General features: G+C 69.9%; 21 protein-coding genes and 1 other RNA gene. 16 read left to right on the top strand and 6 right to left on the bottom strand.

All coding sequences use genetic code 11. The annotated features are described in order from the left end of the window. Position 1: 1 nt before the first annotated feature. From TCCBUS3UF1_RS05200 to miaA, 3 genes are read right to left on the bottom strand one after another with little or no spacing between them, the layout of a single operon-like run. Entirely contained in the window at positions 2-745 is a 744-nt protein-coding gene (locus TCCBUS3UF1_RS05200; protein ID WP_014515462.1) for a PolC-type DNA polymerase III, read from the bottom strand. Then, on the bottom strand, positions 745-2,160 hold the full coding sequence (gene gatA, locus TCCBUS3UF1_RS05195; protein ID WP_014515461.1) for an Asp-tRNA(Asn)/Glu-tRNA(Gln) amidotransferase subunit GatA: 1,416 nt from the start codon (positions 2,158-2,160) through the stop codon (positions 745-747). The genes TCCBUS3UF1_RS05200 and gatA overlap by 1 nt, the downstream gene beginning before the upstream one ends. 7 nt (positions 2,161-2,167) lie before the next feature. Then, on the bottom strand, positions 2,168-3,076 hold the full coding sequence (miaA, locus tag TCCBUS3UF1_RS05190; protein ID WP_014515460.1) for a tRNA (adenosine(37)-N6)-dimethylallyltransferase MiaA: 909 nt from the start codon (positions 3,074-3,076) through the stop codon (positions 2,168-2,170). 18 nt (positions 3,077-3,094) lie between these two features. Here miaA and TCCBUS3UF1_RS05185 point away from each other — a divergent pair, with 18 nt between their 5' ends. Beyond that, entirely contained in the window at positions 3,095-3,502 is a 408-nt protein-coding gene (locus tag TCCBUS3UF1_RS05185; RefSeq protein WP_014515459.1) for an Hsp20/alpha crystallin family protein, read from the top strand. Here the strand turns inward: TCCBUS3UF1_RS05185 and TCCBUS3UF1_RS05180 are convergent. From TCCBUS3UF1_RS05180 to TCCBUS3UF1_RS05170, 3 genes are all read right to left on the bottom strand, one after another. Further along, the gene (locus TCCBUS3UF1_RS05180) at positions 3,496-4,074 is read right to left on the bottom strand and encodes a thymidine kinase (RefSeq protein ID WP_041433776.1); all 579 of its coding nucleotides are present in this window, start codon (positions 4,072-4,074) and stop codon (positions 3,496-3,498) included. The two genes, TCCBUS3UF1_RS05185 and TCCBUS3UF1_RS05180, sit on opposite strands and share 7 nt — an antisense overlap. Before the next feature lie 65 nt (positions 4,075-4,139). Next, positions 4,140-4,355, bottom strand: a complete 216-nt coding sequence (gene rpmE / locus TCCBUS3UF1_RS05175) for a 50S ribosomal protein L31 (RefSeq protein ID WP_014515457.1) — start codon at positions 4,353-4,355, stop codon at positions 4,140-4,142. A gap of 77 nt (positions 4,356-4,432) precedes the next feature. Next, positions 4,433-4,612, bottom strand: coding sequence for a hypothetical protein (locus TCCBUS3UF1_RS05170; RefSeq protein ID WP_041433975.1), 180 nt, complete (start codon positions 4,610-4,612; stop codon positions 4,433-4,435). Positions 4,613-4,670: 58 nt separating this feature from the next. Between TCCBUS3UF1_RS05170 and rnpB the strand changes: the two genes are divergently transcribed. The 15 genes from rnpB to ftsA all read left to right on the top strand — a co-directional run bounded on the left by rnpB (position 4,671) and on the right by ftsA (position 18,173). Then, positions 4,671-5,038: RNase P RNA component class A (gene rnpB, locus TCCBUS3UF1_RS11515), an RNA gene on the top strand. Positions 5,039-5,223: 185 nt separating this feature from the next. After that, complete coding sequence (mraZ, locus tag TCCBUS3UF1_RS05165; protein WP_014515455.1) at positions 5,224-5,658, top strand: division/cell wall cluster transcriptional repressor MraZ; 435 nt, start codon at positions 5,224-5,226, stop codon at positions 5,656-5,658. A 6-nt stretch (positions 5,659-5,664) separates the two neighbouring features. Next, positions 5,665-6,525, top strand: a complete 861-nt coding sequence (rsmH, locus tag TCCBUS3UF1_RS05160) for a 16S rRNA (cytosine(1402)-N(4))-methyltransferase RsmH (RefSeq protein ID WP_014515454.1) — start codon at positions 5,665-5,667, stop codon at positions 6,523-6,525. Continuing rightward, positions 6,522-6,767 carry a hypothetical protein gene (locus tag TCCBUS3UF1_RS05155; protein ID WP_014515453.1) on the top strand — a complete coding sequence of 82 codons (246 nt, stop codon included), beginning with the start codon at positions 6,522-6,524 and terminating at the stop codon, positions 6,765-6,767. Before rsmH ends, TCCBUS3UF1_RS05155 begins: the two co-directional genes overlap by 4 nt. Continuing rightward, positions 6,764-8,083: a penicillin-binding protein 2 gene (locus TCCBUS3UF1_RS05150; protein WP_014515452.1), complete on the top strand. Its 1,320-nt coding sequence runs from the start codon at positions 6,764-6,766 to the stop codon at positions 8,081-8,083. Before TCCBUS3UF1_RS05155 ends, TCCBUS3UF1_RS05150 begins: the two co-directional genes overlap by 4 nt. Next, positions 8,067-9,377, top strand: a complete 1,311-nt coding sequence (gene murF, locus TCCBUS3UF1_RS05145; protein WP_041433775.1) for a UDP-N-acetylmuramoyl-tripeptide--D-alanyl-D-alanine ligase — start codon at positions 8,067-8,069, stop codon at positions 9,375-9,377. Before TCCBUS3UF1_RS05150 ends, murF begins: the two co-directional genes overlap by 17 nt. Further along, positions 9,365-10,063, top strand: coding sequence for a hypothetical protein (locus TCCBUS3UF1_RS05140; RefSeq protein ID WP_014515450.1), 699 nt, complete (start codon positions 9,365-9,367; stop codon positions 10,061-10,063). Before murF ends, TCCBUS3UF1_RS05140 begins: the two co-directional genes overlap by 13 nt. Next, positions 10,054-10,911 (top strand): phospho-N-acetylmuramoyl-pentapeptide-transferase, encoded by an 858-nt coding sequence (locus tag TCCBUS3UF1_RS05135; RefSeq protein ID WP_014515449.1) that lies wholly within the window; start codon positions 10,054-10,056, stop codon positions 10,909-10,911. Before TCCBUS3UF1_RS05140 ends, TCCBUS3UF1_RS05135 begins: the two co-directional genes overlap by 10 nt. Continuing rightward, positions 10,908-12,161, top strand: coding sequence for a UDP-N-acetylmuramoyl-L-alanine--D-glutamate ligase (murD, locus tag TCCBUS3UF1_RS05130; protein ID WP_014515448.1), 1,254 nt, complete (start codon positions 10,908-10,910; stop codon positions 12,159-12,161). Before TCCBUS3UF1_RS05135 ends, murD begins: the two co-directional genes overlap by 4 nt. Further along, positions 12,140-13,195: an FtsW/RodA/SpoVE family cell cycle protein gene (locus tag TCCBUS3UF1_RS05125; protein ID WP_014515447.1), complete on the top strand. Its 1,056-nt coding sequence runs from the start codon at positions 12,140-12,142 to the stop codon at positions 13,193-13,195. Before murD ends, TCCBUS3UF1_RS05125 begins: the two co-directional genes overlap by 22 nt. Continuing rightward, the gene (locus TCCBUS3UF1_RS05120; RefSeq protein ID WP_014515446.1) at positions 13,183-14,202 is read left to right on the top strand and encodes a glycosyltransferase; all 1,020 of its coding nucleotides are present in this window, start codon (positions 13,183-13,185) and stop codon (positions 14,200-14,202) included. Before TCCBUS3UF1_RS05125 ends, TCCBUS3UF1_RS05120 begins: the two co-directional genes overlap by 13 nt. Beyond that, the gene (gene murC / locus TCCBUS3UF1_RS05115; protein ID WP_014515445.1) at positions 14,199-15,539 is read left to right on the top strand and encodes a UDP-N-acetylmuramate--L-alanine ligase; all 1,341 of its coding nucleotides are present in this window, start codon (positions 14,199-14,201) and stop codon (positions 15,537-15,539) included. The genes TCCBUS3UF1_RS05120 and murC overlap by 4 nt, the downstream gene beginning before the upstream one ends. Next, positions 15,529-16,326: a UDP-N-acetylmuramate dehydrogenase gene (locus tag TCCBUS3UF1_RS05110; RefSeq protein ID WP_014515444.1), complete on the top strand. Its 798-nt coding sequence runs from the start codon at positions 15,529-15,531 to the stop codon at positions 16,324-16,326. Before murC ends, TCCBUS3UF1_RS05110 begins: the two co-directional genes overlap by 11 nt. A 33-nt stretch (positions 16,327-16,359) precedes the next feature. Further along, positions 16,360-16,944: an FtsQ-type POTRA domain-containing protein gene (locus TCCBUS3UF1_RS05105; RefSeq protein WP_041433774.1), complete on the top strand. Its 585-nt coding sequence runs from the start codon at positions 16,360-16,362 to the stop codon at positions 16,942-16,944. Then, positions 16,941-18,173: a cell division protein FtsA gene (ftsA, locus tag TCCBUS3UF1_RS05100; protein WP_014515442.1), complete on the top strand. Its 1,233-nt coding sequence runs from the start codon at positions 16,941-16,943 to the stop codon at positions 18,171-18,173. The genes TCCBUS3UF1_RS05105 and ftsA overlap by 4 nt, the downstream gene beginning before the upstream one ends. Positions 18,174-18,187: the final 14 nt, after the last annotated feature.

The raw sequence follows: 18,187 nt of genomic DNA, 5'->3' as shown, positions 1-18,187 counted from the left end.
ATCACCTCCCAAGGTCCCGAAGGGGGCGGGGGCTCCCTGAAGTGAGCATATAATACACCTCATAGACCACGGCAAGGGTCCGTTCCACATCGTCCAAAGCCCGGTGCTCCCGCCTTTGGGGAAGCTCCAACACCTGGGAAAGGGCGTCCAGACCATACCGCTTCAGGCCGCGCATGGCCCGCCGGGCCAAGGGGATGGAGTCCACCACGGGACCTTCCAGCCGCCAGCCCATGGCCTCCAGGGCCGGGCGCAGGAAGCCCAGGTCAAAGGGGGCGTTGTGGAGGACCAAGGTGGCCCCTTGGAGTAAGGGGTAGGCCCTTTCCAGCACCTCCTCTAGGCATGGGGCCCCTTCCAGCTCCTCGGCCCGTATCCCCGTGAGGCGCTGGATGAAGGGGCTTGGGGGGTGCTCAGGGCGCACCAGGCTCTGGAAGGCCACGCGCCGGTTCCCCTCCAGGCGCACCAGGGCCAGCTCAATGACCTCGTGGAGGCCGGGGGCTAGGCCCGTGGTCTCTAGGTCCAGGAAGACCAGGCTTTCGCCAGGATGGGGAAAGGGGTAGCGCCACTCCCACAGACCCACCCCTTCCGCCAGGAAGAAACGGCCGTCCAGAAGCGGCTTGAGGATGGGCTCCACCGGACCCCGAAGGCCCAAGGCCTCCCCCAGGGCAGGCAAGGGCAGGGGATGGCCCTGGGCCCGCAACTTTCGGGCTAGGCGGGTGGCCAGGCGGTAGCGGAAGACGGGCTCCACTAGAGGGCTTCTCCCAGAGGCGCCTTCAAGAAGGCGCGGTCCGTGGCCTCCTCAAAGGCCAAAGCCGCCCGCAACAGGCGTTCATCCTCCCCCCAGGGAGCCAGGAGCTGCAACCCCAGGGGTAACCCCTCCTCCCACCCTGCGGGGAAGGAAAGGGCCGGGATGCCTGCCAGGTTGGCCCCCACGGTGTAAAGGTCCTCCCGGTACATGGCCAGGGGGTCGGGCCTGGACCCCAAGGGGAAGGCCGGGTGGGGGGTGGTGGGCAGGAGGAGAAGGTCCACCTCGGCGAAAAGGGCCCTGGCCTCGGCCTTGAGCCGCCGGCGGAAGGCCTGGGCCCGGCCGTAATAGGCCTCGTAATAACCGCTGGAGAGGACGAAGGTGCCCACCAGGACGCGGCGCTTGACCTCGAGGCCAAACCGGGCCCGGGTGGCCTCCACCACCTGCACCCCCTCCTCCCCTTCCCCCCGGTACCCGTACAGGCTGCCGTCATAACGGGCCAGGTTGGAGCTGGCCTCCGCCGGGGCCAGGATGTAATAGGCGTTCAGGGCCAGGGGCAAGGAGGGCCAGGAAACCTCCCGCACGGAAAACCCTAGCCCCTGCCACACGGCCAAGGCCTCCTCCAGGGCCCGCTCCACCCCGGGGCTATTTCCCCAAAGCCCCTCCCGCACCAGGCCCAGGCGCAGGGCAGGAAGGGGCTCGGCCAAGGCCCTCTGGAAACGGGGGGGCAGGTCCAGGCTGGTGGCGTCCAGGGGGTCCAGGCCCGCCATGGCGTCCATCAGCAGGGCCAGGTCCCGCACGGAACGGGCCATGGGGCCGATCTGGTCCAGGCTGGAGGCGTAGGCGATGAGGCCATACCGGCTCACCCGGCCGTAGGTGGGCTTGAGGCCGTAGACCCCGCACAAGGCAGCGGGCTGGCGCACGCTGCCCCCGGTGTCGGAACCCAGGGCCACGGGGGCCAGGTCTGCGGCCACCGCCGCGGCGCTTCCCCCGCTGGAACCCCCAGGGACCCTTCCGGGGTCAAAGGGGTTGCGGGTGGGGAAGAAGGCCGAGTGCTCGGTGGAGGAGCCCATGCCGAACTCGTCCAGGTTGGTCTTGCCCAAGACCAAGGCCCCCATGGCCTTAAGCCGGGCCACCGCCGTGGCCTCGTAAGGGGGGATGAAGTTCTCCAGAAGGCGGCTTCCCGCCGTGGTGCGCAGGCCTTGGGTGACGATGTTGTCCTTCACCGCCACCACGAGGCCCGCCAGGGGAAGGCCGGGGTCCACCCCCTCGGCCTCCTCCAGGAGGTTTTCGTTCAAGGTGAGGAAGGCCCCCAGGCTAGGGTCCAACGTGCGAACCCGTTCCAGGTAAACCTGGGCTACCTCCCGGGGGGAAACCTCCCCTCGGGCCACCTTGGCGCGGATCTCGTAGGCCAACATGCCCCCACTATAGCCCGAAGTGGAGGCGGAGCCAGTCCCGAAAGCCCCGGTAGGCCTCCTCCCCGCCCCGGGGCAGGTAGACCACCTCCCCAGGCTCGTGGCGGAACCAGGTGTACTGCCGCTTGGCATAAGCCTTCACCGCCCGGATGTCCCGCAGGATGGCCTCCTCCAGGCCATACTCCCCCTTGAGGTAGCCCACCACCTCCTTGTACCCGATGGCCTGGAGGGCGGTGGGCATCCCGGGGTAACGGGCCAGGAGGGCCCTCACCTCCTCCACCAGGCCCTGGGCAAACTGCCGCCTGGCCCTGGCCTCCAGCTTGGGGAAAAGCCAGGCCCGCTCGGGCCAAAGCACCAGCTTGGCGTAGCCAAAGCGGGGGGGGCGGCGGGGAAAACGGGCAGGGGGGATACCCGTGCGGCGCAGGACCTCCAGGGCCCGGACGAGCCTGCGGGGGTTTTTCCCCACCCGCAGAGCGTCCTCGAGGCTGGCCCGGGCCAGCTCGGCCTGCAAAGGCTCAAGCCCCTTGGCCTCCAGTTCCTGCCAAAGGGCTGCCTGCACCTCTGGGTCCGGGGGAGGAAGCCCGGGAAGCCCTTCGGAAAGGGCCCGGATGTAGTACCCCGTCCCCCCCACCACCAGGGGCAGCCGGCCCCGGGAGAGGACCTCGGCGATGGCGGCCTCGGCCATGGCCACCCAGCGGGCCACGCTCATGGCCTCGCTGGGTTCCAGCACGTCCACCAAGTGGTGGGGGACGCGGCGGCGCTCCTCCGGCGAGGGCTTATCCGTGCCCACGTCTAGGCCCCGGTACACCATGGTGGCGTCGGCGGATACCACCTCCACGGGCATCTCCTCCCCTAGGCGCAGGGCCAGGAGGGTCTTGCCGCTTCCCGTGGGGCCCGCCAGGACGGGTATGCGCTCCACATCCCTTATGCTAAGGGCATGCTGGAGCCCTTGGACCGCTTGGAAACCCTGCGGAAACTGAAAGAGCTGCAAGAGCGCATCGCCGAGCTGGCCTACCAGCTCACGGGGGAGGAACCCGCCGCCTGGACGCCCCGGGTAGACCTCCTGGAGGATGAGGAGCACTACGTCCTCCTGGTGGACCTGCCCGGGGTGCGCCCGGAAGACCTGGAACTCCTGGAGGAAGGGAACCGCGTCACCCTGGCCGGGGTGCGCCACCCCCTTCCCGGGACCTACCTCCTGGAGGAAAGGCCCATGGGCACCTTCCGCCGCACCCTGGACCTCCCCGGGCCCATTGAGGAGGGTACCGCCCAGGCCAGCCTGCGCCAGGGGGTCCTGGAGGTGCGCTTCCGCAAGCGCAAAGGAGCGGCCCTGCCTCTGGTTCAGTAGGCCACCTGGTGGCAGGCCCGGCAACGGGGCTCGTAGTGCTCCTGGGCTCCCACCAGGATGATGGGGTCGGTGTAGCGGGCGGGTTTTCCGTCCACCAAGCGCTGGGTGCGGGTGGCGGGAGCCCCGCAGCGGGGGCAGATGGCGGTGAGCTTCTCCACGAACTCCGCCCGGGCCAAGAGTTCGGGCATGAGGCCGAAGGGCTCCCCGCGGAAGTCCAGGTCCAGCCCCGCCAGGATCACCCGCACCCCCTCTTGGGCCAGCCGCTCCACCAAGGGCAAGAGGGCACGGTCCAGGAACTGGACCTCGTCCACGGCCACCACCTGGGGCAGGGGCTTTAGGTAGGCCTCCATCTCCTCCGCCCGGGCGATGGGGATGGCCTCCACCCGCTCCCCGTCGTGGCTGACCACGTGGCCCTCCCCGTAGCGGTTATCCAGCCGTGGCTTGAAGACCAAAACCCGCTGGCGGGCGATGAGGGCCCGTTTCACCCGGCGGATCAGCTCCTCGCTTTTGCCGGAGAACATGGGCCCTGCGATGACCTCAATCCAACCCTGGCGGTGCAAAACCGGCGGCATCCTTCCTCCGGTGCCATTCTAAAAGGAGGGGGCGGAGGCCCAGGCCCCCGCCCACCCTGGAAAGGCTAGCGCCCCTTACGGTAGCTATCGCCAAAGCGGCGCTGGAAGCGCTCCACCCGCCCCTCGGTGTCCACGAAGCGCTGCTGCCCGGTGTAGAAGGGGTGGCACTTGCTGCAGACTTCCACGTGGATCTCCGGCTTGGTGGAGTAGGTGTGGATCACGTTGCCGCAACCGCAGATGATGCGGCTGGGCACCAGCTTGGGATGAATGCCCTCTTTCACGTCTGCCTCCTCTCGCACGGTCTTGGCCGTGCGAAAACCGCCTTTAAGTGTACCCGCAGGCTTCCCAAAGCGCAAGCCTAGGGGGGCGGCAGGCGTCGCCAACGGGGGCCAAGAAGGCGGCCTAGCCGCCGCCAGGCCAGCCACAACAACCCCGCTCCCAGGGCCAGGGCCCCTAGCAGCCACAAAAGGCCCAAAACCCCTAGGCCCACCAGGGCCAAGAAGAGGAGGATGAGGGGGGCATACCAGGGAAACCGCACCCTTTCACCATACCAGGTGGACAAGCCCAAAAGGGCTTTGCTAAACTTAAGCATGCCCCAGGACAGGGGTGCGGTCGCGCCTAGGGGACGTACCCCCTGGGTGAGGAAAGTCCGGGCACCATAGGGCAGGGTGCCAGCTAACGGCTGGGCGGGGTAACCCGACGGAAAGTGCCACAGAGAAAAGACCGCCAGCGGCCAGGCTTAGCCTGGTGCGGGCAAGGGTGAAACGGCGGGGTAAGAGCCCACCGCGCTTCCTGGAAACAGGGGCGGCACGGCAAACCCCACCCGGTGCAAGGCCCAGTAGAGGGGAAGGGCTTGCCCGGCCCGCCAAAACCCCTGGGATGGGCCGCTTGAGGCCGGCGGCGACGCCGGTCCCAGAGAGATGACCGCAGAAAACAGAACCCGGCTTACGCCCTGTCCTGGTCCCCCGAGCCTCGGCTCGGGGATTTTTTTGCCCCTCGAGGTGGGGTATAGGTGGGTCTAGAGTGGGACCTGGTGGAAAAGCGTGGGAGAAGCGTGGTATACTGCCCTGCGAAAGCCTTCCCTGGGTACGGCCTAATACCTCGGCACGGGCGCAGGGCCCAGACCCGGAAGGTGGGAGCAGGTGGGAGATGCCCTTCGGCGAGTACCAGTACAGCCTGGACGACAAGGGGCGGGTGGTCATTCCCGGCCCCTTTCGCGACTTCCTCGAGGACGGGCTGGTGCTCACCCGGGGCATGGAGGGCTGCCTTTACGTCTTCCCCTCGGACCGCTGGCGCAAGATTGAGGAACAGCTGGTCAACCTGCCCCTCACCGACGCCGAGGCCCGGGCCTTTGTGCGCTTTTTCTACTCGGGCGCCCACAAAACCCGGATGGACAATGCCTCCCGCATCCTCATCCCTCCCCCCCTGCGCCAGTTCGCCGGGCTGGAGGAGGGGGCTGAGGTGGTGATCGCCGGGGCCCCGGGCAGGCTGGAGATTTGGAGCCAGGCGCGGTGGTGGCAAGCCATTGAGGCCATTATGCAAAACCCCCCGGCCCCGGAGGCCCTGCGGGGGCTTATCGGATAGGCGATGATGGAACCCATTACCCAGCACATTCCGGTCCTCTACGGAGAAGCCCTGGACCTCCTCAAGGTACGCCCCGGGGAGGTCTATGTGGACGCCACCCTGGGCGGGGCCGGCCACGCCCGGGGCATCCTGGAACGGGGGGGGCTGGTCCTGGGCCTGGACCAGGACCCGGAGGCGGTGGCCCGGGCCCAGGCCCTGAACCTCCCGGGCTTGCGGGTCTTCCAGGCCAACTTCCGCCACCTCAAGGGGGTGTTGGAAGCCGCCGGCGTGAGGCAAGTGGCGGGCATCCTGGCCGACCTAGGGGTGAGCAGCTTCCACCTGGACGATCCCAGGCGGGGCTTTAGCTACCAGAAGGAAGGCCCCTTGGACATGCGCATGGGCGGGGAAGGCCCCACCGCCGAGGAGGCGGTGAACCGCCTGCCCCTGGAGGAGCTCTTCCGCATCCTGCGGGACCTGGGGGAGGAAAAGCAGGCCTACCGCATTGCCAAGGCCATCGTGGAAGCCCGGCGGAAAGCCCCCATCCGCACCACCACCCAGCTGGCGGAGATCGTGCGCCAAGCGGTGGGCTTCCGCAAGGCCGGCCACCCGGCCCGCAAGACCTTCCAAGCCCTGAGGATGTACGTGAACGACGAGCTTGCGGCCTTAGGGGAGTTTCTAGCCCAAGCGGAGGAGGCCTTGGCCCCCGGGGGAAGGCTGGTGGTCATCACCTTCCACTCCCTGGAGGACCGCATGGTGAAGCGCTTCCTCCGGGAAAGCGGCCTCAAGGTCCTCACCAAAAAGCCCTTGGTGCCAAGCCCAAAGGAGGTGGAGCAGAACCCCAGGGCCCGCAGCGCCAAGCTCCGGGCCGCGGAGAAGGAGGGGGCATGAGGACGGCCTGGTGCTTCGGCCTGCTTTACCTCTTGGCCCTCCTGCTGGTCTTCACCTTGGGCCACCGGAACCAGGTGGAACGGGCCCACCTGCGCGCGCTGGAAAGCCAGCTACAAAAACTCCAGGCCCAAGAGGAAGCCCTCCTCAAGGAGGGCTGGCGGGCAAGCCAGCCCCACCGGGTCCTGGAATGGGCCAAGGAGGAGGGCTTCGTGCCCATGAGCCAGGGGAGGTGGGGGCCGTGACCGTAGGGGTTAGCCGGGTTTCCTTGGTCTTCGTAGGCCTGAGCGTGTGGCTCGTGCTCTTCGCCCTGGGGGTGTACGCCCTGGTGGCCCACGCCCCCAGGCCCACCCCCCACCTGCCCCCCACCCCGGTCGTCCGGGGGGGGCTTTACGCCCAAGACGGTACCCCCCTGGCCCTTAGCCTGGAGGAGGGGCGGTACTACCCCCTGGGCAAGAGCGCCAGCCAGCTTCTGGGCTTTGGCGAGCGGGGTTCGGGCAGGGGCCTCGAGGGCCTGGAGCGGGACCTCAACGGCGCCCTTTCCCAAGGGCGCTCCTTCACCCTCACCATAGACCCCTGGATCCAGGCCATGGCCGAGCAGGCCCTGTGGCAGGGCCTGGCCCAGAGCCGGGGGGCCTTCGCCACCGCCCTGGTCCTGGACCGGGAGGCCAGGCTCCTGGCGGTGGCCAACGGCCCGGCCTTTGACCCCCTGGCCCCCCGCAAAGACCCCGCCCGGGACCTCTCCTGGCGCAACCACGCCTTCTTGGTGGCCTTGGAGCCCGGCTCCACCATGAAGGCCCTGACCGCCGCCATGCTCCTGGAGGAAGGCGCGGCCACCCTGGACACCCGGGTGGAGGCCCCCATGGCCCGCCGGCTGGAGGGGTGGACCATCCAGGACGTGGTGCCCCACCCGCCCCGGCTCACCCTGGCCGAGGTGCTCAAGTACTCCTCCAACGTGGGGATCAGCCTGTTGGCCGAAGCGCTTCCCAAGGAGGTCTTCTACGGCTACATGCAAAGGCTCCACCTCACCGACCCCACGCCCCTTCCTGGGGTGCGGACCACGCCGCCCGTGGTCAAGTCCCCCGAGGCCTGGAGCCGGGTAGCCTACGCCAACCACACCTTTGGGCAGGGCTTCCTCATCACCCCCTTGCACCTGGCGGCGGCCTTCGCCAGCCTCACGGACGGCCTGTACCGCACCCCCCGCCTCTTCGCAGGCCAGGAGGTCCAGCCCGAGCGGGTCTTTTCCCCGGCCACGGTCCAGGCGGTGCGCCAGGCCCTGCGGGAGGGCCTGGCCCCCCGGGCCCACCTTCCCGGCTACCCCCTGGCGGGCAAGACGGGCACCGCCCAGGTGGTGGTGGGAGGGCGGTACTCCCGGGAGGTCTTCACCGCCTGGTTCGCCGGCTTCGTCCCCGGGGATCGGCCCCTGTACACCGTGGTGGTGGCGGTCCACCACCCCAAGGGGGAGGTGCACGGCAGCCAGGTGGCGGCCCCCATCTTCCGCGAGATCGCCGCCAGGCTCTTGGCCTACCGGGGCCTCCCCCCCTATGCTGAAGGGCGGTGAGCGGCTTGTGCATCTTGCTCAAGTTAGGGAACTAACGCCGGAATGGGTGGCCGAGGCCACGGGGGGCCGGCTCCACCCCGGGGGCAAGCCCGTGAGGGACCTCCATTGGGATAGCCGGGAAATAGGCCCAAGGAGCCTTTTCGTGGCCCTCCCCGGGACCAGGGTCCATGGCCGGGCCTTCGCTGAGGAAGCCCGGGCCCGGGGGGCCCACCTGGTCCTCTCCGACCGGCCAGGGCCGGCCACGGTGGAGGTGGCGGACACGGCCCAGGCCCTTCTGCGCCTGGGAGGCGCCCTGCGGGGGCTATTCCCGGGGTTGGTGGTGGCCGTGGGGGGTAGCTCGGGCAAGACCACCACCAAGGAGGCCCTGGCCCAGGGCCTGGGCTTTCCCGCCCCACCCGGGAACCAGAACACCGCCCCGCCCCTGGCCCGCTTTTTCCTGCACCTGGACCCCAAGGCGGAAGGAGCCGTGGTGGAGCTGGGGGTGGACCGCAAGGGGGAGATGGCGGAGCTCATGGCCCTGGCCCAGCCCCACCTGGGGGTGCTTACCGCCCTAGGGGAGGAGCACCTCCAGGCCCTGGGCAGCCTCGAGGGGGTGGTGGCGGAGGAAAGCGGCCTCCTGCAAGCCCCTCAGGTCCTGGTGAGCCTGCAGGCGGCTGAGGTGCTCGGGGCCTTCGGCCTGGGGGGAGGCTGGCCCACCTACGGCTTTGGCCAGGCCACCTTCCCCGGCCACGACCTCTCCCTCCTCCCCGAGGAAAGCCGCTTCCGCTACGGCGGCCTGGAGGTGCGGGTGCCCTACCCGGGCCTGGGCCCGGCCTTGGGGGCCTTGGCGGCCCTGGCCGTGGCCGACCTCCTGGGGCGGGACCCCAAGGAGGTGGCCGAGCGCCTGGAGGGCCTCCGGCTTCCCCCCGGGCGGATGGAGCGGCGGGAAAAGGAGGGGGTGGTCTTCCTTCACGACGCCTACAACGCCAACCCCCTTTCGGTCAAGGCGGGGCTGGCCTGGCTGGCCGCCCAGCCTGGGCGCAAGTGGGCGGTCTTGGGGGAGATGCGGGAGCTGGGGGAAGAAGCCTTTCGGCTCCACCTGGAGGTGGCCGAGGAAGCGGTCCGGCTGGGGCTCAGGCCCCTTTACCTGGGAAGCTACGCCCCAGCCCAAGCGGCCCTGGGCGGGGAGGCCGCAGGCAGCCTGGAGGAGGCCCTGGCGTGGCTTAAGGCCCGGGTAAAACCCGGGGATTTGGTCTACCTCAAGGCCTCGAGGGCCCTAGGGCTGGAACGCATCCTGGACCTATGGGACGCCTAGCCGCCCTTCCCCTCCTCCTCGCGGCCTGCGCCCCCCTGCAGGCCCAGGCCCCCCTCCTGTCCTACCCCGGAGGCTTCGCCCAGGGAGGCCTGGTGGGGGGGCGCTTCCCAGCGGCCCTGCCCGGCCCTCCCCTCTTCCTGGACGCGGACGGGCAAGCCCTCTACGCCGCCTACCCCTACCAGCTCCTGGTCCTCCGCGAGGGGCGCCTGGAAAGCCTCCCCCTGCCGGGGCTGCCCCGCTTTCTGCGGGCCTCGCCCAGGCTGGTCCTGGGCCTGGGAAACGCCGTGTACACCGAGGCCGGGCTGCTGCCCTACCCCGCCCTGGACGGGGTCCTGACGGAAGGAGGCCTTTACTGGGTGGGGCGGGAAGGCCTCTACCTGGAAGGCCGTCTCCTCCGCCCGGGCCGCTTCACCCAGGTGGTGGCCTGGGAGGGCCGGGTGGTAGCCCTGGGAGAGGTGGCCCTTTTCCTCCCCGAAGGCCAAAGCCAGCCCCTGCCCGAGCCCCCGCGGAAAGCCCAGGCCAGCGCCTGCGGGGTGGCGGCCCTCCTGGGCTCTAGGCTCTACCTGGTGCGGCCGGAAGGGGTAAAGGCCGTGGCCGAGGCGGAGGACTTTGCGGCCTGGGGCGAGGCCCTGTACCTCACCCCCGGCCCCAGGGTCCTCTCCTGCAAGGAGGTGGTATGGCCCTAGCCCTCCTCCTATCCTGGATCTTTACTGGTTTTTGGATCTCCCTCATGAAGGGTCTGGGCCTGGGGAAGAGGGTACGCCAGGACGGTCCCCAGACCCACCTGACCAAGGAGGGCACCCCCAGCATGGGCGGGGTGGCCTTTCTGCTGGCCGCCTTCCTGGCCTATTTGGCCACGGGAAAGGACGCCTTCTTGGGGCTTTGGCTTCTGGGGCTGGGCTTTGCCCTGCTTGGGCTCTTGGACGACTTGGGGGGAAGCCTTGCCCGGCCCCTCAGGGCCCGGGAAAAGCTGGCCCTGCAAAGCCTCATGGCCCTGGTCTTCGCCCTTTGGGCTGCCCGGCAGGTGGCCTACACCCCCTGGCCCATCCTGGACGTCCTCCTTATAGCCCTGGCCGTGGTGGGGGCGGCCAACGCCTTCAACTTCACCGACGGGCTGGACGGCCTTCTGGCCAGCGTGGCCGCCATCCTCCTCCTCCCCTTCCACGGCTACCCCTTCGCCCAGACCCTCCTGGGCGGGGTGTTGGGCTTCCTCTGGCACAACGCCCCCCGGGCCAAGGTCTTCATGGGGGACACGGGGAGCCAGGCCCTGGGAGCCTTGGTGGCCGGGCTTTTCGTCCTCAGCGGGAACCTCTGGCTCCTGCCCTTGGCGGCCATCGTGCCCGTTTTGGAGGTCCTCTCTGTGGTGGTCCAGGTGGCCTACTTCCGCCGCACGGGGCGGCGGCTTCTGCGCATGAGCCCCCTGCACCACCACCTGGAGCTTTCCGGTTGGGACGAGGCCAAGGTGGTCTTCCGCTTCGCCATCCTCACCGCCTTGGCCACGGCCCTGGCCTTTGGCCTGGGGGGTGGGGGATGATCCTGGTCTTCGGCCTGGGGCGGAGCGGGATGGGGGTGTTGCGCTTCCTCAAGGGGCGGGGGCTTCCTGCCCGCTTCTACGACGACCGGCCCAAGGAGGCCGAGGTGCAGGAAGCCTTGGCCTTGGGCTTTGCTCCGGACTGGGAGCTGGAAGGCCGCTACCTGGAGGTGGTGGCCGCCCCCGGGGTGCCCCTCACCCACCCGGGGCTTAGGCGCCTCCAGGAAAGGGGGGCCTTGGTCATGGGGGAGGCGGAGCTAGCCTACCGCCTCTCCCCCACCCCCATCATCGGCATCACCGGCACGGCGGGCAAGACCTCCACCACCCTCTTCACCGCCCACCTCCTCCGGGGGCAGGGGGTGAGGGCCAAGGAAGGGGGGAACGTGGACCCCCCCTTGGTGAGCGTGGTGGACGAGGCCGAGGTGGCGGTGGCCGAGCTTTCCAGCTTCCAGCTGGAGCGGGTCCACAGCTTCCGTCCACGGGTGGCCGTCCTCCTCAACCTGGGGGTGGACCACCTGGACCGGCACGGGAGCCTCGAGGCCTACCACGCCGCCAAGCTGAACCTCCTCAAAAACCTCACGGAGGAGGACGCCTTGGTCTACAACGCCGCCGACCCCCGGGTGCGGGAAGCGGCGGCCCGCACCCCGGCCCGGCCCTACCCCTTCACCCCGGGGCCCAACCCAAGCGAAAGCAACCTGCGGGCGGCCTTGGCGGCCACCCGGGCCTACCTGGACCTTCTGGGCCGCCCTCTGGACGAAGCGGCCCTGGCCCAGGGCCTAAAGACCCTTCCCATGCCCCCCCACCGCTTCCAGGTCTTCGCCCGCAAGGGAAGGGTGGTCTTCATTGACGATTCCATCGCCACCCGCACCCCCTCGGTGGCCGCCGCCCTGGCCGCCGCCCCGGCCCCCATCGCTTGGATCCTGGGTGGGGAGGACAAGGGGGCGGACCTGGAGGCCCTCAAGCCCCTCCTCTCCCGGGTGCGGGTGGTGCTGGCCATTGGCCGGGATGGGCCCCGGATGGCCGAGGCCCTGGGAGGCGGGGTGGAGGTGGTGGCCATCCGGGAGGAGGATGGCCGGGCGGCCATGCGCCAGGCGGTGGCCGAGGCCCTTAGGCGCCTGGAAGAGGGATCCGTCCTCCTCGCCCCCTTGGGGCAAAGCTTTGACCAGTTCCGCGATTACAAGGACCGCGCCCAGGCTTTCCGGGAGGCGGTGTTCGCCTTAGGAGGTGAACCGTGGACCCCGTCCTCCTCTTAAGCGCCCTCCTCCTCATGGCCTTTGGCCTCCTCGGGGTGGGGGTGGCCGAGCCCGAACTCCTGGGAGGCCATCTCCTGCGCCTCGCCGCTAGCCTGGCGGCCCTGGGCCTGGGGTTTCTCCTGCCTCCCCAGGGGCTTTTGCGTTGGGCTCGGCCCCTCCTGTGGGCCACCCTGGGCCTTTTGGTCCTGGTCCTCTTCCTGGGCGATGGGCCTGGGGGGGTACGCCGCTGGTTTTACCTGGGGCCCATGGCCTTCCAGCCCTCCGAGCTGGCCAAGGTGGCCCTGGTGCTCTACCTGGCCTCTTTTGTGGCGCGCAAGGGCAGGGATGCCCCCATCCTGGGGGCGGCGGCCCTGGTGGGGGTCACCGCCGGCCTGGTCTTGGTGGAGCCCGACTTCGCCACCGCCCTTTTCCTCCTCACCCTAGGGGGCCTCCTCTTCGTCCTGGCCGGGGTGCCGTGGCGGCGGCTCGTGGCCGTGAGCCTGGCGGGCTTTTTGGCCTTTTCCCCCTTCTCTGGGTACTACTTCGCCCGCTTCCAGTACGTTTCCGAGCGCTTCGCAAACTTTCTGGATTACCTTCAGGGAGAGGCCAGCTCCTCCCATGGGGCCTACCAGGTGGTCCAGGCGCAAAAGGCCCTCCTCCTGGCAGGGCCCTTAGGCCACGGGCCCGGGGGAAGCCTCCCCCACCTGCCCGAGGGGCACAACGACATGGTCTTCGCCAGCGTGGTCTTCGCCACGGGGTGGCTGGGGGGAGGGGTGGTCCTTCTCCTTTACCTCCTCCTCTTCGCCCGGGGCCTCTCCCTGGCCCTAAGCCTCCCTGGGTCCTTGGGGCTTTTGGCCCTGGGCCTCACCCTCTACCTGACCCTGCAGGCAGCCCTCAACATCGGGGTCACCATGGGCTTCCTGCCGGTGACCGGGGTGCCTTTGCCCTTGGTTTCCTACGGGGGAAGCTCCCTTTTGGTATCCGGCTTGGCCGTGGGGATCCTGCTCCGCCTGGCCCGGGAGGGAGGGAAGGAGGTGGCCCCATGGTCCTCCTGACGGGAGGCGGCACGGGGGGGCACCTCTTCCCCGCCCTGGCGGTGGCTGAGGAGCTGCGGCGCCGGGGGCACGAGGTCTTCTACCTGGGGGCCGAGGGGGGCCTCGAGGCCCGCCTCCTGCCCCAGACCCCCCTGCCCTACGCCCTGGTGCCCGCGGGCAAGCTGGACCGGAGCGCCCTGCGGCCAGGGGAGGCTTGGCGCCTCCTTAAGGGGCTAAAAGGCGCGGCGCGGGTGCTGCGGGAATGGCCCCCCAAGGCGGTGCTCTCCACGGGAGGGTATGCGGGCTTCCCCGCGGCCTTCCTGGCGGAGCTCAAGGGGCTTCCCGTCCTGCTCCACGAGCAAAACGCCAAGCTGGGCCTGGCCCTTCGCCTCCTTGCCCCCCTGGCCCGGGGCCTGGCCCTTTCCGTCCCCCTGGACCTCCCCCCGTGGCTGGCCAGAAAGGCCCGCCGCACCGGCTACCCCGTGCGGGAGGTGCGCTACCCCCGGGCCGAGGCCAAACGCCGCCTGGGCTTTGACCCGGGAAAGCCCCTCCTCCTCGTCCTGGGGGGGAGCCAGGGCAGCCTGGAGCTGAACCAACACCTCCCTCCCCTGCTCAAGCCCCTGGGCCTTCCCGTCCTCCACCAGGTGGGGGAACGGTGGACCGAGCGCTTCCGCTTCCTGGAGGAAGGGGCGTACCGCATCGCCGGCTTTGTGGACGCGCCCTTGGCCATGAGCGCCGCCGACCTCCTTCTGGCCCGGGCGGGGGCGGGGACCCTGGCGGAGGCGGCCTTCCACCGCCTGCCCGCCCTCCTCTTCCCCCTTCCCCCAGGGCTGGACGGGGGGGCCCAGCTGGCCAACGCCCGCGCCTACCAGAGGGCGGGGGCGGCGGAGCTTGGGGCCTATTCCAGGCTTTGGCAGCAGGTGGAAGCCCTCCTGGCCCGGCCCGAACCCTACCGGGAGGCTATGGCCCGCCTCTCCCCTGAGGGGGCGGCGGGAAGGATTGCGGATTGGTTGGAGGAATTCTTATGAAGCGGGCACACATCATGGGCATTGAGGGGGTGGGCATGAGCGCCTTAGCCCGCCTCCTCCTGGCGGAGGGGGTGGGGATAACGGGGTGCGACCTGGCCCCGGGGGCACGGGCCCAGGCCCTGGGGGTATCCGTCTTCCCCGGCCACGACCCCAGCCACCTGGGGGAGGAGGAGGTCCTGGTGGTCCCCACCCCCGTGCCCCTGGACCACCCCGAGGTGGCCGAGGCCAGGCGGCGGGGCATGCGCATCCTGAGGCGCATGGAGCTCCTGGCCCACCTCCTGGAGGCCAAGCCCTCCTTGGGCGTAACGGGCACCCACGGGAAGACCACCACCACCGGGATGCTGGCCAGCATCCTCCTCACGGCGGGCCTGGACCCCTGGGTCTTCCTGGGGGGGGAACTCTCCCTCCTGCCCGGCAACGCCCGCTACGGGCTAGGGCCTCGGCTGGCCGAGGTGGACGAGTCCGACGCCCTTTTCCAGGAGGTGCGGGTGAGGGTGGCCGTGGCCACCAACCTCGAGGCCGACCACATCGCCCCCCCTGGCCAGCGGGCCCCCAACTACCACGGGAGCCTGGAGGAGCTCCAGACGGCCATGCGGGGCTTCCTGGCCCGGGCAGGGGTGGCCGTGGTCCCCGCCTTTGACCCCCTCCTCCTGGAGGCCTCCCAGGGGCTTCCCCGCCGGCTTTTCGGCCAGGGCGGGGAGCTTTGGGCCGAGGCCGTGGCCCTGGGCCCCACGGGAAGCCGCTTCCGCCTGGTCCACCAGGGGAAGGATCTGGGGGAGGTCCGCCTGGGGGTCCCCGGGGGGCACAACGTGAAAAACGCCCTGGCGGCGGCCCTGGCCGCCCTGGCCTTCGGGGTGGACCTTGAGGCCATCCGGGAGGGCCTGGCCCGCTTTCCCGGCGTGGGGCGGCGCTTCCAGAAGGTAGGGGAGATCCGCGGGGCCTGGGTGGTGGACGATTACGCCCACCACCCCACGGAGGTGCGGGCCACCCTCGAGGCCGCCCACCTCCTGGGCCGCCGGGTGCGGGTCCTCTTCCAGCCCCACCGCCTCCTGCGCACCCTGGAGCTTTGGGAGGAGTTTGCCCAGGCCCTGACCCTGGCCCAGGAGGTGGTGGTCCTACCCGTCTACACCGCAGGGGAACGGGGCCAGGTGACCCCGGAGGCCCTGGGGCAACGGATCGCAGAGCGCCTAAAGGACCTGGGTTGCCAGGCGCGCTTCCTGGACAAGGAGGAGGCCTTGGCCTACGCCTTGGCCACGGCAGGCCCGGAAGACCTCTGGCTCACCCTGGGAGCAGGGGACGTGACGGAACTGGCCCGGAGGCTGGTCCATGCGGGTTGAACGGGTTCTCCTCAGGGACTACACCACCCTGGGCGTGGGGGGTCCAGCCGAGCTCTGGACGGTGGAAACCCGGGAGGAACTCCTAAAGGCCACCGAGGCCCCCTACCGGGTGCTGGGCAACGGCTCCAACCTCCTGGTGCTGGACCAGGGGGTGCCGGAGCGGGTCATCCGCCTAGCGGGGGAGTTCCAGGCCTATGACCTGAGGGGCTGGGTGGGCGCCGGGGCCCTCCTTCCGCTTCTGGTGCAGGAGGCGGCCCGGTCCGGGCTTTCCGGGCTGGAAGGCCTCCTGGGCATCCCCGCCCAGGTGGGAGGGGCGGTGAAGATGAACGCCGGCACCCGCTTCGGGGAGATGGCCGAGGCCCTGGAGGCGGTAGAGATCTTCCACGAGGGGCGCTTCCAGATCTACCTGCCTGAGGAACTTGGCTTCGGCTACCGGCAAAGCCGGCTTCCCCCGGGGGGCATCGTGACCCGGGTACGGCTCAGGCTTAAGGAGCGCCCCCTAGAGGAAATCCGGCGGCGCATGGCCGAGGTGGACGCCGCCCGAAGGGGTCAGCCCAAGCGCAAAAGCGCCGGCTGCGCCTTCAAAAACCCCCCGGGGCAGTCAGCGGGCCGTCTCATCGACGAGCGGGGCCTGAAGGGCCTCAGGGTGGGGGATGCCATGGTCTCCCTGGAGCACGGCAACTTTATCGTCAACCTGGGCCAGGCCACGGCCCAGGACGTCCTGGAGCTCCTTAGGCGCATCCAGGAGGAGCTGCCCCTGGAACTGGAGTGGGAGGTCTGGCCGTGAAGCCTTTCCCGGAAAGCCTACAGGGGGGATAAGATGGGAACCGTGAGGGCAATGCTGGCCCTTTTGCTCCTCGCCACCCTTTACGTGGCCAGCCTGGTCCTCTTCCCGGTGGAAGAGGTGACGGTGGAAGGGCTTAGGCACCTGAAGCGGGAGGAGGTGCTGGCCCGCACTGGGATCCTCCCCGGGGAACCCTGGCTCTGGCTCACCGCCCGCCGCCTAAACCCCCTTCTGCAAGACCCTTGGGTGGCCTCCGCCCGCATGGAAAAGCCCGGGCCTGGCCGGGTGCGCCTCCTCCTGCGGGAACGCACCCCCTTCCTGCCCCTCCCCGGCGGGGACGCCCTGGCGGAGGACGGCACCCTCCTCCCCGGGGGGGCCCCCCTGGCCCGGGGCCCCCGGGTGGAAGGAAAGGGGCCCTTGCCCGTCCAGGACCTTCTGGCCCTGGCCCGGGCCTACCCCGGGGCGCAACGGCTCCGCTACACCCCAGGGGGCTTCTGGGTGGAACTGCCCCAGGCTAGGATCTTTGCCCCAAACGTTCGCCTTCTGCTAGAGTATGCGCAAAGCGCTCGGCCCGAAGGCCAGGTTTACGTGTATTCTTGGGGGGTGAGTGTACGCCCATGATTATCGCCGGACTGGACGTAGGCACCAGCAAGGTTACCACCGTCATCGGGGAACTGGCCCCCGACGGCGTGCTGGACATCATCGGCGAGGGAACCGTCCCCTCCCAGGGGTTGAAGCGGGGCGTGGTGGTGAACCTGGAGCGCACCACCGAGGCCATCCGGCAAAGCGTCTTCCAGGCGGAACGGGTGGCGGGGGTCAAGGTGGAGCGGGTGGTGGTGGGGGTGGGGGGGCCCCACCTCAAGAGCGTGACCAGCCATGGGCTGGCGGCCATCCGGCGGGGGCACAGCATCACCGAGGCCGACGTGGAACGGGCCATTGAGCAGGCCAAGGCCTACCCCTTTGACGGGGAGCTGGAGCTCCTGCACGCCCTGCCCTTGGAGTTCAAGGTGGACGGGCAGGAGGGGATCCGGGACCCCATCGGCATGGCAGGGGTGCGCCTCGAGGTGGACGTCCACCTGGTGGCGGCGGGCCGGGGACCCTTGGCCAACCTGCGCCGGGCCGTGGAGGAGGCTGGCCTCACCGTGGAGGCCCTGGCGGTCCAGGTCCTGGCCGGCGGCCTGGGCGTCCTCAACCCCGACGAGGAGAGGATGAACGTCCTCCTCCTAGACGTGGGCGGGGGCACCACCGACGTGGCCGTGTTCCGCGGGGGGCGGCTGGCCCACTCTGCCGTCCTCCCCCTAGGGGGGGACCACGTGACCCAGGACATCGCCCAGCTCCTGAAAATCCCCTTTGAGGAGGCAGAAAGGGTGAAGCGCAAGTACGGGGCCGCCCTCCCGGAGCTGGCCGACCCCGAGCTGGTCCTGGAGATCAACCAGGAAGGAGGCTCCTTGGGGGAGGTGCCTGCCCCCGAGCTGGCCCGCATCATCCGCCCCCGGCTGCGGGAGATCCTCCACCTGGCCCGCCAGAGCGTGGACGAGGCCCTAGGCCCCCTGGAGATCCACGTGAACCGGGTGGTGCTCACTGGGGGAACGGCCATGCTCCGGGGCTTTGACCTCTTGGCCCGACAGCAGTACACCCTGCCCGTCCGGGTGGGCCGGCCCCACGGGGTTTCCGGTCTCACCGACGTGGTGGCCACCCCCGCCCACGCGGCCGCGGTGGGCCTGGTGCGCTTCGGGGCCAGCCTGCCGGTGCGCGCCCCGGAGCCCAAAAGGGTTCGGGCCAAGGAGGAAAAACCCAAGGGGGAAGGCTTTTGGGCCAGGCTCAAGGAGATATTTAACAATCTATTCTAACTAGGCATGGGGGA

The sequence above is a fragment of the Thermus sp. CCB_US3_UF1 genome (genome assembly GCF_000236585.1).
Taxonomy (GTDB): domain Bacteria; phylum Deinococcota; class Deinococci; order Deinococcales; family Thermaceae; genus Thermus.
Note: the sequence above shows the minus strand (reverse complement) of the source record. Positions and strands in the feature narration are given on the sequence as shown.

Coding starts and splice junctions, on each gene's coding strand:
- gatA (WP_014515461.1), bottom strand. CDS start 2,160: ATGTTGGCCTACGAGATCCGCGCCAAGGTGGCCCGAGGGGAGGTTTCC.
- TCCBUS3UF1_RS05185 (WP_014515459.1), top strand. CDS start 3,095: ATGCTGGAGCCCTTGGACCGCTTGGAAACCCTGCGGAAACTGAAAGAG.
- TCCBUS3UF1_RS05180 (WP_041433776.1), bottom strand. CDS start 4,074: ATGCCGCCGGTTTTGCACCGCCAGGGTTGGATTGAGGTCATCGCAGGG.
- mraZ (WP_014515455.1), top strand. CDS start 5,224: ATGCCCTTCGGCGAGTACCAGTACAGCCTGGACGACAAGGGGCGGGTG.
- rsmH (WP_014515454.1), top strand. CDS start 5,665: ATGGAACCCATTACCCAGCACATTCCGGTCCTCTACGGAGAAGCCCTG.
- TCCBUS3UF1_RS05155 (WP_014515453.1), top strand. CDS start 6,522: ATGAGGACGGCCTGGTGCTTCGGCCTGCTTTACCTCTTGGCCCTCCTG.
- murF (WP_041433775.1), top strand. CDS start 8,067: ATGCTGAAGGGCGGTGAGCGGCTTGTGCATCTTGCTCAAGTTAGGGAA.
- TCCBUS3UF1_RS05140 (WP_014515450.1), top strand. CDS start 9,365: ATGGGACGCCTAGCCGCCCTTCCCCTCCTCCTCGCGGCCTGCGCCCCC.
- TCCBUS3UF1_RS05135 (WP_014515449.1), top strand. CDS start 10,054: ATGGCCCTAGCCCTCCTCCTATCCTGGATCTTTACTGGTTTTTGGATC.
- murD (WP_014515448.1), top strand. CDS start 10,908: ATGATCCTGGTCTTCGGCCTGGGGCGGAGCGGGATGGGGGTGTTGCGC.
- TCCBUS3UF1_RS05120 (WP_014515446.1), top strand. CDS start 13,183: ATGGTCCTCCTGACGGGAGGCGGCACGGGGGGGCACCTCTTCCCCGCC.
- murC (WP_014515445.1), top strand. CDS start 14,199: ATGAAGCGGGCACACATCATGGGCATTGAGGGGGTGGGCATGAGCGCC.
- TCCBUS3UF1_RS05110 (WP_014515444.1), top strand. CDS start 15,529: ATGCGGGTTGAACGGGTTCTCCTCAGGGACTACACCACCCTGGGCGTG.
- TCCBUS3UF1_RS05105 (WP_041433774.1), top strand. CDS start 16,360: ATGGGAACCGTGAGGGCAATGCTGGCCCTTTTGCTCCTCGCCACCCTT.
- ftsA (WP_014515442.1), top strand. CDS start 16,941: ATGATTATCGCCGGACTGGACGTAGGCACCAGCAAGGTTACCACCGTC.